Here is a 13,618-nt window from a genome sequence, read left to right on the forward strand (position 1 = left end):
CTATCAGTTATAGCCTGGCCAACAGAGGTAAGCAAAACTAGAACTGGTAGTTTAAGGATACCCAGTAGTTACGGCCCGGGTTGACGTATCCGGTCGTGGATTGTGCAGTCTGATAGTAGTCGCCCGCATAAGTACTATTGCGGCCGACCTGATACAGCGTGACGTCACTAAAGTCTTTATCCAGCACGTTGTTCACCGCCGTATTCAGCGTCAGTTCTTTGGTCAGTTTATAAGACATCCCCATGTCCAGGACGGTCCAGGCTTTTAAATTTGCACCTTTGTCGTCATACACCGCCTTTTGGACGGCGCTGAGGTTGTCGTAATTCTCCGTATAGCGTGGAGCCTTACCGCGGTAGCGAGCGCTCAGCCAGGCGTTCATATCTTCCGTTGCCTGCCAGTTCAGACGGGCGTTCGCCATGTGTTTCGGGGTATAACTCAGTGGCGCGCCTTTATTCTCGCCATCTTTTTGCTTGCTCTGGGTATAGGTGTAATTGAGAGATAAACTCAGCGAGTCCGACCACAGTGGGAATGTGCTGGCAAACTCGATACCATCGGTTCTTGCTTTACCGCTGTTGGTGTAGCTGTTGGTATTATCATCGATAGAATACGAAACGATTTTATTTTTGTATTCAGTATAGAAACCCGTGACGTTGGCGTTCAGCCCAGCGTCATTCTCATAGTAAAGCCCGGTTTCGTAACTGGTACTTTCTTCAGGTTTAAGGTTCGGGTTCCCGACGGTATTGACGGTTCCCTGTGCCGTTACGCCGCTGATGCCGTTATGAAGTTGGCTGAGCGATGGCGCTTTATAACCCGTTGTGACACCACCTTTGAGGGTCCACTCATCGGATACGTCCCAGACCATATAGGCACGTGGGCTGAGGTGCCCGCCAAAGACGTCGTTATGTTCATAGCGTGTCCCCACGGTTAAGGCCAGAGAATCGAGGATATGCCATTCATCTTCAGCATAGGCCGACCATGTTTTCTGGTGGAATGTCTCTCCGGTATTGGCCAGCACGACACCGTCCTTCATGCGGGCATCCCAGTATTCCCCCCCGAGAGTCAACAGGTGCGAGTCACCTAACGGCGTCAGCAGCATGGAATCCAGAATAACGTTGGTGTTCTTCAGTTCACGCGCGTCGCCAGCCCGGCTCGCGTTCTCTGGTGTCAGTGCCGAGGAGACCAACTGGCGGCCTTTGTTCTCGGTTTCATTCCAGCCCACAGAGGACTTCCAGGTGCCAAATGTTAATGCGGTATCGTGGCCGAGCGTCACTTTGTTACGTTCATAACGCAGCGTCTTATCATATCCGCCGGTCAGATTGCCAAGCTGTCCATCATCGTTATCGTAGCGTTGTCTGGCGGAATCGAGATCCAGCCACAACGTATTGCTGTCGCTGGTTTTCCAGTCCAGGCGAGTGCCGATATTGTAATTCTCAGATTCCGTAGGATATGGCACGCGGGTGGAAGAGGTATCACTCAGCGAAGTGACACTGGAGCCTTGACGCTGCGTGGTACTGCCGCGAACCTGCATATCCAGTACACCGGCGATCAATGGGCCGCTTGACCAGAAGTTGGCGACAGTACTGTTACCCCATTTATTACTTTCTTGCAGGTTAACGCCGGTATTAATGGACGTGCTCCATTTATCGGTGCTCTTTTTGGTGATGATATTGACGACGCCGCCAATGGCATCGGAACCGTATAACGTCGACATCGGACCGCGGATCACTTCAATATGGTCGATTGCTGCCAGTGGAGGCATAAAGCTGGTATTCATGGCCGAAAAGCCGTTCGGTGTCACGTCGCTGCTTCCATTTTGACGGATACCGTCAATCAAGAGCAGGGTATAGCTGGCGGGCATACCACGGATGCTAATTTCCAGACCGCCGGTTTTACCCGTGCTGCTTTCGACATCCACACCCTCCACAGAACGCAGAGCTTCACCTAAATCGTTATATTTATTGGTTTGTAACTCTTGCTGTGAAATAACGGAAACGCTGGCAGCCGCGTTGGTGATCTTTTTTTCGTAACCAGAAGCGGTTACTACCATCACGTCTTCAGCGAAGACAAAGGGGCTGGTAAACCCTATACAGGACAGAACGACAGAGGCAACAGGTTTTAAACGCATAGTCAAACTTCCTTTGTTAAAAATTCAAAGGCAGTAAGATAATTGATGAAAATAATAATACAAATAATTATCATTATACATTTACATAACTTGTCACTTACTGTGTCTTTCTTTAATAAATATACATAAATTGTCATGAATTTGAGGTAGGTAAAAACCGAAACGGGTGAATAGTTTTTCCTGCAACTATTGCTTCTTATTTAATATAAAGCCGAATAAATACGGTGATTTTGCTTAGCCACTTCAGTGAAGTGAAAGGTGAAAGTACCGGGTATTAGAAAGTCGTATGATGTTTTTTAAAAATCGTCATACTTTTCTGCGCTGTATCATTTTTTTCGGCATTACTGTCCGCCATAATCCCTTCCCCAGGAGACCGTCTAACGTAAATTGTTCGTTAAACGCGATAAAAATAACGTAAATCTGGATAAGAGAATGATTAAAGGCAAGCTGGCACTGCTGACGTGCGCACTGACTCTCGCATTAACCTCGCCACTCCTCGCTGCGCAAAATGCAGACAAAGGCCAGACGCTAAAACTGGCCATTGGGCCCGAGCCGACGGAGGGATTTGACCCGATGTTGGGCTGGAGTCATGGCAGCTATCTGCTGTTGCATGCACCGGTGTTAAAGCAAAATGCGGATATGAGCTGGGGAAACCTGCTGACGGAAAAAGTGGTGACCAGTGCCGACGGCAAAACCTGGACGCTGACGCTTAAGCCCGATCTCAAATTCTCTGATGGTTCGCCGCTAACGGCAGAAGATGTGGTCTTCACCTATAACAAAGCCGCAAAAAGTGGTGGAAAAATTGACATGGGGAATTTCACCCATGCCCGCGTGATAGATAACCGCACGGCAGAAATTACGCTCAGCCATCCGCAGAGCACTTTTGTGAACGTGCTCGGTTCGTTAGGTATTGTTCCGGCAAAACAATATGACGAAAAAACATTTGCCAAAAATCCGATTGGCGCAGGTCCTTACCGCCTGGTGAGCTTTCAACCGGGGCAGCAACTGATCGTGGAAGCAAACCCGTGGTATGCCGGTAAGAAGAATGATTTCAACCGGCTAGTGTTTGTATTCCTCGATGAGGATAACGCATACGCCGCAGCACGTAGTGGCCAACTGGGACTGGTACGTATTGCGCCGTCGATGGCGGTAGCACCCACACAGCAGAATTTAAAACTGTGGGTTCGAGACAGTGTAGAAAACCGCGGTATTGTTTTCCCAATGGTTCCGGCTGGGAAGAAAGATGCTAATGGTTATCCGGTTGGGAACGATATTACAGCCGATATAGCTATCAGGCGTGCGATCAACTACGCCATTGACCGTAAGCAGCTTGCCGGGCAGGTTATGGAAGGTCATGCGATCCCCGCGTATAGCGCGGTTCAGGGGTTGCCATGGCAGGGGACTTCGGTGGCATTCAAAGATGGCGACGCTGAAAAAGCCCGGACGATTCTGGATCAGGCCGGCTGGAAGGTGGGCAAAGACGGAGTACGGGTGAAAGACGGTAAAGAGGCGCGTCTGACGTTGTGGTATGCCAGCGGCGACAGTACCCGTCGTGATTTAGCCGAGGCTGTGCGCGCCATGCTGGAGCCGGTAGGCATTGCAGTGTCGCTGCAGTCGGGTAGCTGGGAAACCGTTGAACGTCATATGCATGCTAATCCTACGCTGTTCGGCTGGGGGAGTCTGGATCCGATGGAGCTTTTCCATCACTACAGCGGGCAGGCGGCAGGTGTGGAGTATTACAACCCGGGCTACTACAGCAATCCGGTGGTCGAGCAACATCTCAAGCAGGCCATTGATGCACCAGACTGGCAAAAAGCGTTGCCTTTCTGGCAACAGGTTGAGTGGGATGGTAAACAAGGTGCAGGCGTAGAAGGGGATGCCGCATGGGCATGGCTGCTGAATATTCAGCACACCTATCTGGCAAATCCGTGCATTGATCTGGGCAAAGGTGCACCGGAAATTCACGGCAGCTGGTCATTGCTCAACAATCTTGATGAATGGACCTGGACCTGCCGTTGATGAAGTCTGTTTTAGGCCATGTATTACGGCTGATAGCGTTGTTAGTGCTGGTCGCGGCTGGCACTTTCATCTTGCTCAGCTTTTCACCGGTCGATCCAATCCGTGCCTATATTGGCAACGATTTGCTGCATGTTCCGCCGGAGCAATATGCACGTATTGCTGCGCGTTGGGGTCTGGATCAACCACTGTGGGAGCGTTTTTTCCACTGGTTCTTCCGCGTGCTACAGGGCGACCTTGGTTACTCGATGTTGTTTAATGCCCCTGTCGCCAGCGTGATTCAGGAGCGGTTTGCGACCTCGTTTGCGCTGCTGAGCGGAGCGTGGTTGGTTTCCGGTATATTGGGAACGACAATGGGGTTTGTTGCAGGCCGCTACCTGAACCGTTGGCCGGATAAGGCCATTTGCCGACTTAGCTATCTGCTTTCTTCCTTACCGACCTTTTGGATTGGCATGCTGCTGTTGGCGGTATTTGCGGTGCGCTGGCCGCTGTTCCCGGTCTGTTGTGCGTGGGAACCGGGAAATAACAGCGATATGGCAACGCTGACTGAACGTCTGCGCCATCTGGTTCTCCCTGTTTGCGCACTTAGCCTGCTGGGGCTGGGGCAAATTACGTTGCACACGCGGGAAAGTATCGCCAGCGTGATGAAAAGCGAATTTGTCCGCTTTGCGCGTTCGCAGGGTGACAAGGGGTGGTCGCTGTTGCGTCACCAGGTTCTGCGACACGCCATCACGCCAGCGCTATGTCTACAGTTTGCCTCGTTGGGCGAACTGTTGGGCGGTGCGTTGCTGTCTGAAAAAGTTTTTGCCTATCCGGGGCTGGGGCAGGCTACCATCGATGCCGGATTACGCGGTGACCTGCCGTTACTGATGGGGATTGTCTTGTTCAGTACCGTGTTGGTGTTTATTGGTAACTCTCTCTCGGCCTGGTTTGTCCATGTTTTGAATCGTGCGCTGGAGCGACCTGATGCTCTATAACCCGACGCCGACGCTTGTTCGTCTTCTGCTGTCCGTGAGCGGCCTGTTATTTATTGCAGTATATGGCGCGGCCACGCTGGATAATCCGTTGACCGTGAATCTTCTTGCTCGTCATCTTCCGCCTGATTCGCTGTACTGGTTTGGTACCGACAATCTGGGGCGCGACCTGTGGGTTCGTTGCTTTCAGGGGGCGCTAACCAGCCTGCAAATCGGCATTGGCGCGGCGCTGTGCAGCGGATTCATTGCGTTACTGATGGCGGCGACTTCCCGTTTGCATCCACGCCTGGATGTCGCCATGCGTCTGATCACCGATGCGATGTTGTCCATGCCGCACCTTCTGCTGCTGATTTTGATCTGTTTTACGTTGGGCGGTGGGAAAAGCGGGGTGATTATGGCGGTTGCGCTCACACACTGGCCGCGGCTGGCATTGATTTTACGTGCTGAAGCGGAACGCGTTGCCCACAGTGATTACCTGACACTCACCTGGCGACTGGGACATGGCCACTTTTACTGCTGGCGGCATCACTATTTACCTGCGCTATTGCCCCAGTGGTTAACGGGAACGTTGCTGATGTTCCCTCATGCGGTTTTGCACAGTGCAGCGTTAAGTTTCCTTGGCTTCGGGCTGGCACCCCACGAACCTTCGCTGGGACTGTTGCTGGCAGATGCGCTGCGGTTTATCAGTCATGGCGACTGGTGGCTGGTGCTGTTTCCAGGGCTGATGCTATTTCTCCTTGTGATGCTATTTGATCAACTTGCCCGGGCGGTACATCGTTTATGGTTGAGGGGTGATACATGTTGAGTTTGCGGCAGATGTCGCTGGAAGTGGCGCGTTATCGCTGGTACGGCGCAAAAAAATGGTCCTCGTTGCTGCAGGATGTTTCCTTTGATGTTGCGCCGGGCCAGATGGTGGCGTTAGTGGGGGGGAGCGGTGAGGGTAAGAGCCTGCTACTGCAATGCTTACTCGATCTGTTGCCGGAAAATTTGCGCTTTCATGGCAATATCACCCTTGATGGAAAAATGCTGGATAACAATGACATCAGGGCATGCCGTGGCAATACGTTTAGTTATGTTCCGCAAGGTGTGCAGGCGCTGAATCCGCTGCTGTCTATTGAAAAGCATTTACGAAGAGCCAGCCAGCTTTCCGGTCAGGCGTGGAATGCAGGGCAAATTGAACGCTTGCTCGAACGTCATCATCTGGAAACAACCGTGTTAGAGGCTTTCCCGCGTCAGCTTTCGGGAGGAATGGCCAAACGCATTCTGGCGTGTCATGCCGCGCTCAGTCAGGCTCGTTATATCCTTGCTGATGAGATTACCGCCTGGCTTGATGCGCCTCTGGCAAATCAACTGCTGGAACAGCTACGCGGCCTGTGCGAGCGGGGCGCGGGCGTTTTATGGGTGACACATGATCTCACTCTGGCTGCACGTCACGCAGATCGCATTGTCGCGCTGCATCAAGGAACGGTGTCGGATAATGTCAGCCGGGAACAGCTTTTGCGCGGTGAAATTAGTGAACACCTGCAACGGCAATGGCGAGCGCTGCCCGAAAGAAATCAACTTTTTGGAGAGCGTTATGCTGTGCTGTCGTGATGTGTTCATTCGTCAGGGAGGTAAAATACTGTGGCAAAATCTCTCGTTCTCGTTGTCACCAGGGGAGCGCATTGGGATTTGTGCACCCAGTGGAACCGGAAAAACAACGCTGGGACGTGTGCTTGCGGGGTGGCAAAAGCCGACATCCGGCGACGTTCTGGTTGATGGCCAACCGTTGCCGCGCCATCAATATTGCCCGGTGCAGCTCGTACCACAGCATCCGGAATTAACCTTTAACCCCAGGCGGAGTACCGGTGATGCGGTTCATGATGCCTGGCGGCCAGATGCAGAAACGCTTGCCCGACTGCATATTAAGCCGGAGTGGTTAACGCGTCGTCCCGGACAACTTTCGGGCGGTGAGCTGGCGCGAATTGCCATCCTGCGGGCGCTCGACCCGCGTACGCGTTTTCTGATTGCCGATGAAATAACTGCGCAGCTCGATCCCTCTATCCAGCGGGATATCTGGGCGCTGCTGCTTGAAGAATGTCAGCGTCGGCCATTGGCTATGCTGATTATCAGCCATCAGCAGGCCCTGCTTGATCAGCTTTGTTCCAGCAAACTCATTGTAGCGTAAAATGAGACAAGGGCTTGCAGCTGGTCTATTGATTTAATTGGTACGTTATATTATAACATTTCACTCGCAAATGATTTGAGGGTGAAATTTTGGCTATTTGTATTAAAAAATTGACAATAGCTCTGGGAATGCTTTTAGTCAGTGGTGCGGTTATGGCGCACGGTCATCATTCCCATGGTGCTCCGATGAGTGAAGCAGAACAAAAGGCGTCGGAAGGGGTGTTTGATGATAACCAGGTGCAAAACAGGGCGCTGACCGACTGGGATGGCATGTGGCAGTCGGTCTATCCGTATCTGGTGAGTGGCGAACTGGATCCGGTATTCAAAAAGAAAGCGGAGAAAGACAAGAGCAAAACGGCAGAGCAGGTTAAAGCCTATTACCGTAAGGGCTACGCGACCGATGTTGACACTATTGGTATTGAAAACGGCGTAATGGAGTTTCATACCGGTAAAAAGGTGGCATCGTGTAAGTATGATTATGCCGGATATAAAATTTTGAACTATACGTCAGGCAAGAAAGGTGTGCGTTATCTGTTCGAGTGTAAAGACGCTGGCAGCGACGCGCCGAAATACGTGCAATTCAGCGATCACATTATCGCGCCACGTAAGTCGAGCCACTTCCATATCTTTATGGGGAATACCTCACAGGCGGCCCTGCTTGAAGAGATGGATAACTGGCCAACCTATTACCCTTATCAGCTCAAGGGAGAAGATGTGGTGGATGAAATGTTGCACCATTAATCCCGACTGAAACTGTCCGATGAAACCCGCCGATGTTGGCGGGTTTCTGTGTATTACACTGACAGGAACATTATTTCCCGGATGTCAGCGTGTTGTAGCTGGTCATCAGGTTGCGATAGTCAGGAATATGGTTGGAGAACAACGTTCCCAGCCCTTCAATATCGTTGCGCCAGTCACGGTGTAATTCACAGGCCAGACCGAACCATGTCATTAATTGTACGCCAGCAGATGACATACGATTCCACGCGGAATCACGGGTCAGCGGATTAAACGTACCGGATGCATCGGTGACCACAAACACGTCGAAACCGGCTTCAATGGCAGAAAGCGCAGGGAATGCGACGCAGACTTCGGTCACCACCCCGGCAATAATTAGCTGCTTTTTGCCTGTCGCTTTGATCGCGTTAACAAAATCTTCGTTATCCCAGGCATTAATCTGGCCAGGACGTGCGATATAAGGGGCATCCGGGAACAGTTCTTTCAGCTCAGGAACCAATGGACCGTTAGGACCCGTTTCAAAGCTGGTGGTCAGAATCGTCGGGAGTTTGAAATATTTCGCCAGATCGCCTAATGCCAGAACGTTGTTTTTAAACTTGTCTGGATCGATGTCACGGACCAGTGAAAGTAAACCCGTTTGGTGATCGACCAGTAGTACGGCAGCCTGATCTTTATCAAGACGCTTATAAGCAATAGTCATTTTTCTTTCTCCATATGATGAGAGGGTGCCTTGCGGGCTGAATCTACTGATAAACATTAGTGGCTAAACGGGGCATTGGGTAGGCGCAAAAGTGGGTTTCATCGTTGCATATCTGGAACGAATAATGATGTTGCAACCGGACTGAAACAGAATGCTATATTCTAAAGCTTCTCTTTCCATCCCCTGACGCATTCGTTAGCATATTGTCTCGCAGCAAGTGCATGTGTTTTTTCAGGAAGAGGTTAACGTGTTCGCAGAGTATGGAGTTCTGAATTACTGGACGTATCTGGTGGGTGCTATTTTTATTGTGCTGGTACCGGGGCCAAATACGATATTTGTGCTGAAGAACAGCGTCGGTCGTGGAGTGAAGGGCGGTTATTTGGCAGCAAGCGGTGTGTTTATCGGTGATGCCGTCTTGATGTTTCTGGCCTATGCTGGCGTAGCTGCGCTTATCAAAACAACACCGGTATTGTTCAATATCGTTCGTTATCTCGGCGCGTTTTATCTGCTGTATCTCGGTGCGAAGATCCTGTATGCCACACTGAAATCGAAAGCCAACGACGCTGCACCAGAAGAAGTTCCGTTTGGCGCGATTTTCAAACGTGCATTAATTTTGAGTCTGACGAATCCTAAAGCCATTCTGTTTTATGTGTCGTTTTTCGTACAGTTTATTGATGTCAACGCGACTCACTCAGGATTGTCGTTCTTTATTTTGGCGATGACGCTTGAAATAGTGAGCTTTTTCTACCTGAGCTTCCTTATTTTCTCCGGTGCGTTTGTGACACAGTATATTCGTACGAAGAAAAAACTGGCTAAAGTTGGGAATTCCCTCATTGGCTTGATCTTTGTCGGTTTTGCCGCACGTTTGGCGACGCTTCAGTCGTAACGCTATTGGCCCGCTGTTGACGGCGGGCTTTCAGTATAAAGCTGTTCCCTTCATTGAAAAATGGGATTGTTATAACCAATAAATGGTATTTTAAATATATATTTTGAGGCGTACCCTGTTCACAGCAGCGATTTAATAAGACTCGCTGGTTGTCGACTGGAAAAGGGAAGAAAAATGCTTCAAATTCCACAGAATCATATTCATACACGCTCAACGCCGTTCTGGAACAAAGAAACTGCACCTGCCGGAATTTTCGAACGCCACCTTGATAAAGGTACCCGTGCCGGGGTTTATCCTCGACTTTCGGTTATGCAGGGGGCGGTCAAATATCTCGGATACGCAGATGAACACAGCCCGGAGCCAGTAGAGGTGATGATTATCGAAGCCGGTCAGTTCGGCGTTTTTCCGCCGGAAAAATGGCATAACATCGAAGTAATGACCGACGACACCTACTTTAATATCGACTTTTTCGTGGCGCCCGAAGTGTTGATGGAGAGCGCAAATCAACGAAAAGTTGTGCGTACCGGCAAGGAGTAAATCATGAGTAAAGCAACCTACACCGTTACAGTCACCAATAACAGCAATGGCGTGTCTGTCGATTATGAAACTGAAACGCCGATGACGCTGTTGATCCCGGATGTGGCCGCTGAAGTGGTTAAAGACCTGGTCAATACGGTGCGTTCATACGATACCGAGAATGAGCATGAAGTCTGTGGCTGGTAGGTATTAGTCTCTGCTACTGATTGAATGTATTCGTTTTTGATTTATAAACCTCTCTGCGTTTTGCTGGCGCAGCGAGGTTTTTTTATCTGTAAGAATCAGGGAAATATCCGGAAAAAGATTTCTTAAGAAAACCTTAAGGTCTTCGCATCGATTGCTAATAGTGGATTATTGACAGAGGTTATGATCGTGGAACTGTCACAATACAGAACCTCGCTTATGAAACTGAATACCCGACTTACATTACCCACTTTCATTCTTGGGCTAGTCATCGTAGCGATCCCGTTTACCGCGAACTGGAATGTACCTTTGCTCAACGGTACTGTCGTCAGATGGATTGAGAATGGTCAGGCGCTATGGCTGCTCTTTGGTGCGGTTTTTACTCTCAGCTACATCCGGCCTTTATCACGTCCCGAAGGTGAGAAGCAATTTTGGCTTTGGGCGGCTGTGTGGTGGCTGGTGTTGCTGGGGCGCAGCACCAGTTGGGGCCGTGATTATTTTCCAGAACACCCTAAACTTCTGTTCAGAACTATCTCAGTGGTATTGATTGCCATGATTATTCTGCCGGTACTGATATCGAAGCGCTTACGCCAGGATATTGCCCGTCGCTTACGCAATGAACCGCTGCCGCTGTGGCTGTTAGCGATCACCACCTGTGCATTTTTGATCTCCGATACGGTAGAGCATCATCGTCTGTTGGCCCCAATCTTTTTGCACAATGCCCAGTACGGCGATCTCATTGAAGAACTGTACGAACTTCCGTTTATGGCGGGGTTGTTCCTGATGAATCTCGGTTTTATGCAGCGGGATAAGCAGGAAGAATCTGCTGCCATTCGCTTTAGTGAACCACAGCTGGCGAAGTAACGGGAAAATACCTGAGTCTGGATGACCAGACTCAGGCGGTTAGCGAGGTGACTTACGCAATGGCCTCGCACAAGCGTGATTTCATGTCGCTATACGTCTGTGCGGCATACTTTTCAGCCCATCCCTGATCGCTAATGTGCTCAATACTTACGGCGCAATATTTGGTTTCCGGCGTTTTCGAAATAGGATCGAGATTATCCTGGGTTAACTCGTTACACGCGCCAATCCACCATTGATAGGTCATATACACCGTTCCGGTATTGATGCGCTCGGAGACATCTGCTCGACTGATGACCTTACCGCGTCGCGAACTGACCCATACCAGGTCACGATGACGAATACCTAATTTTTCTGCATCATGAGTATTGATTTGCACATACCCAGGCTCATCTGCCAGGGCCTGCAATGCTGCGCAGTTGCCGGTCATTGAGCGGCACGAATAGTGGCCGACTTCGCGCACAGTGCATAACACCATTGGGTACTTTTCATCAGGTACTTCTGCAGGAGCACGCCACTGTGCGGCAAACAATTTACCTTTGCCATTGGCGGTATCAAACTGGCTGTCTGTATACAGATACGGCGTACCTGGGTGATCAAGCTCCGGACATGGCCACTGAACGTGGCCCATGTCACCCATTTTTTCGTAAGTCACGCCGTAGAAGAGCGGGCATAGCTCGCGCATCTCATCCCAGATTTGCTGGTTACTTTGGTACTGCATCGGATAGCCCATTGCGGTGGCCAGCAGACTGATGATTTCCCAGTCGCGTTTGACATCCCCCGTAGGTTCAATCGCCTTTTCAAACCGCTGGAATCCGCGATCGGCGCAGGTAAAGACGCCGCCGTGTTCGCCCCACGATGTTGCGGGCAGGAGAACGTCAGCCATTTCTGCCGTCTTGGTCATGAAGATGTCTTGTACCACGATAAAATCGAGCGCGTTAAAGCCTTCACGGACCAGACCCAGATCGGCCTCGGTTTGCAGCGGATCTTCACCCATGATGTAGTAGGCTTTGACTTTACCTTCGATTGCCAGATGGGGGACTTCGGTGATCCGGGTGCCGACCTTATCATCCATCAGATTTACGTCAATACCCCAGGCGTTGGCAAACTTCTCTCTCACGGCGAAATCGGTCACGTCCTGATACCCAGGGAACTGGTTCGGCAGTACGCCCATATCACACGCGCCCTGCACGTTATTTTGCCCGCGCACCGGGCCAACGCCGACATTTGGACGCCCCAGGTTTCCGGTCAGCAATGCCAGACTCGACAGACCACGAACCACGTCAACCGCCTGGCCAAACTGGGTCACGCCCATTCCCCACATCACGGTTGCCGAGGGGGCGGAAGCGAAAGTACGCATCGCCTGACGAACCTGCTGTGCAGGCACACCCGTTAAATGTTCAACGGCTTCGGGCGCGTAATCCTTGACGGTTTCCCAGTAGGTTTCGAGACCTTCGGCATGTTTTTGCACATACTCGTGATCATAAAGCTGCTCTTCGATGAGGACATGGCCAAAGGCGTTAACCAGTGCCATATTACAACCGTTTTTTAACTGCAAATGTTGGTCAGCGATACGAGCAGTTTCAATACGACGTGGGTCGCAGACAATGATTTTTGCGCCGTTCTGGCGAGCTTTAATTACCCGGCGAGCCACGATCGGGTGCGAGTCGGCGCAGTTATAGCCAAAGATCAGCAGGCATTTTGAGTTTTCAATGTCGCTGATGGAATTGCTCATGGCGCCATTGCCTAATGTTTCCTGTAACCCGGCAACGGAAGGGCCGTGACAGACACGGGCGCAGCAATCGACATTATTGGTATGGAGCACGCCACGTGCGAATTTTTGCATCACGTAGTTGGTTTCATTCCCTGTTCCACGTGAGGACCCGGTGGTCATAATGGCGCGGGGGCCATAGGTATTTTTGATTTCAGATAAGCGTTTTGCGGTGTAACGAATGGCTTCATCCCAGCTAACGGGAGTGAATTTCCCACCTTTTTCATAGCGGATCATTGGTCGGGTCAGACGGGGAGTCAGAAGACGCGTGTCGTTCAGAAAGTCCCAACCATAGTAGCCTTTCAGGCATAACTGATTTTGGTTTGTTACACCCTCTGCGGCTTCGGCGCGGATGATTTTGTTATTTTCAACAACAAGCTTGAGCTTGCACCCGGCCCCACAGTATGGGCATACACTGGTGATTTTTTTCATCAATAACAGACCTGTTAAATGCTGAAATAGCGCGAATTGTAAACGGAGCCACGCGATACGCATCGTGGACTACGATTTGTCATAGTGACGGGCTGTTTAAGCATAAAGTGTGCCAGAAGTGAAAAACCAGCAATTACAGGGGCTGAGGGGGAGTGAGTAGACCTGAATGACTGACGATTCGACATTAATGACGAGCTACGTCAGGGAAAATGCCGCCATCAAATGGTTT

Annotated in this window: 13 protein-coding genes; 10 read left to right on the forward strand and 3 right to left on the reverse strand. The window is 50.6% G+C overall.

What is annotated here, in order from left to right:
- Positions 1-37: 37 nt before the first annotated feature.
- Positions 38-2,125, reverse strand: coding sequence for a TonB-dependent receptor (locus tag OGX91_RS02725; RefSeq protein WP_005120392.1), 2,088 nt, complete (start codon positions 2,123-2,125; stop codon positions 38-40).
- A gap of 432 nt (positions 2,126-2,557) precedes the next feature.
- Between OGX91_RS02725 and OGX91_RS02730 the strand changes: the two genes are divergently transcribed.
- From OGX91_RS02730 to zinT, 6 genes are all read left to right on the forward strand, one after another.
- Positions 2,558-4,144: an ABC transporter substrate-binding protein gene (locus OGX91_RS02730; RefSeq protein ID WP_040233619.1), complete on the forward strand. Its 1,587-nt coding sequence runs from the start codon at positions 2,558-2,560 to the stop codon at positions 4,142-4,144.
- The gene (locus tag OGX91_RS02735) at positions 4,144-5,118 is read left to right on the forward strand and encodes an ABC transporter permease (RefSeq protein WP_286625381.1); all 975 of its coding nucleotides are present in this window, start codon (positions 4,144-4,146) and stop codon (positions 5,116-5,118) included. The genes OGX91_RS02730 and OGX91_RS02735 overlap by 1 nt, the downstream gene beginning before the upstream one ends.
- Positions 5,108-5,920 carry an ABC transporter permease gene (locus OGX91_RS02740; protein ID WP_040233621.1) on the forward strand — a complete coding sequence of 271 codons (813 nt, stop codon included), beginning with the start codon at positions 5,108-5,110 and terminating at the stop codon, positions 5,918-5,920. The genes OGX91_RS02735 and OGX91_RS02740 overlap by 11 nt, the downstream gene beginning before the upstream one ends.
- Positions 5,914-6,708, forward strand: a complete 795-nt coding sequence (locus OGX91_RS02745) for an ATP-binding cassette domain-containing protein (protein WP_005120382.1) — start codon at positions 5,914-5,916, stop codon at positions 6,706-6,708. Before OGX91_RS02740 ends, OGX91_RS02745 begins: the two co-directional genes overlap by 7 nt.
- Positions 6,692-7,282: an ATP-binding cassette domain-containing protein gene (locus OGX91_RS02750; RefSeq protein ID WP_005120381.1), complete on the forward strand. Its 591-nt coding sequence runs from the start codon at positions 6,692-6,694 to the stop codon at positions 7,280-7,282. The genes OGX91_RS02745 and OGX91_RS02750 overlap by 17 nt, the downstream gene beginning before the upstream one ends.
- Before the next feature lie 89 nt (positions 7,283-7,371).
- A complete protein-coding gene (zinT, locus tag OGX91_RS02755) occupies positions 7,372-8,022 on the forward strand; it encodes a metal-binding protein ZinT (RefSeq protein WP_286625384.1) in 651 nt (216 codons plus the stop codon).
- Between the two features lie 70 nt (positions 8,023-8,092).
- Here the strand turns inward: zinT and ycaC are convergent, their stop codons facing one another.
- Complete coding sequence (ycaC, locus tag OGX91_RS02760; RefSeq protein ID WP_005120379.1) at positions 8,093-8,719, reverse strand: isochorismate family cysteine hydrolase YcaC; 627 nt, start codon at positions 8,717-8,719, stop codon at positions 8,093-8,095.
- Between the two features lie 247 nt (positions 8,720-8,966).
- Between ycaC and leuE the strand changes: the two genes are divergently transcribed.
- The 4 genes from leuE to OGX91_RS02780 all read left to right on the forward strand — a co-directional run bounded on the left by leuE (position 8,967) and on the right by OGX91_RS02780 (position 11,189).
- Positions 8,967-9,605: a leucine efflux protein LeuE gene (gene leuE / locus OGX91_RS02765; protein WP_005120378.1), complete on the forward strand. Its 639-nt coding sequence runs from the start codon at positions 8,967-8,969 to the stop codon at positions 9,603-9,605.
- A 174-nt stretch (positions 9,606-9,779) separates the two neighbouring features.
- A complete protein-coding gene (gene yeaR / locus OGX91_RS02770) occupies positions 9,780-10,142 on the forward strand; it encodes a DUF1971 domain-containing protein YeaR (RefSeq protein ID WP_005120376.1) in 363 nt (120 codons plus the stop codon).
- A gap of 3 nt (positions 10,143-10,145) precedes the next feature.
- Positions 10,146-10,328 (forward strand): DUF1869 domain-containing protein, encoded by a 183-nt coding sequence (locus tag OGX91_RS02775; RefSeq protein WP_005120375.1) that lies wholly within the window; start codon positions 10,146-10,148, stop codon positions 10,326-10,328.
- Between the two features lie 216 nt (positions 10,329-10,544).
- Entirely contained in the window at positions 10,545-11,189 is a 645-nt protein-coding gene (locus OGX91_RS02780; protein ID WP_155020956.1) for a hypothetical protein, read from the forward strand.
- Positions 11,190-11,241: 52 nt separating this feature from the next.
- On the opposite strand, the gene fdhF is transcribed toward OGX91_RS02780, so the two are convergent.
- Positions 11,242-13,389 carry a formate dehydrogenase subunit alpha gene (gene fdhF / locus OGX91_RS02785; RefSeq protein WP_199947572.1) on the reverse strand — a complete coding sequence of 716 codons (2,148 nt, stop codon included), beginning with the start codon at positions 13,387-13,389 and terminating at the stop codon, positions 11,242-11,244.
- Positions 13,390-13,618: the final 229 nt, after the last annotated feature.

The organism is Citrobacter sp. Cpa228, from assembly GCF_030333085.1.
Lineage (GTDB): Bacteria > Pseudomonadota > Gammaproteobacteria > Enterobacterales > Enterobacteriaceae > Citrobacter > Citrobacter pasteurii.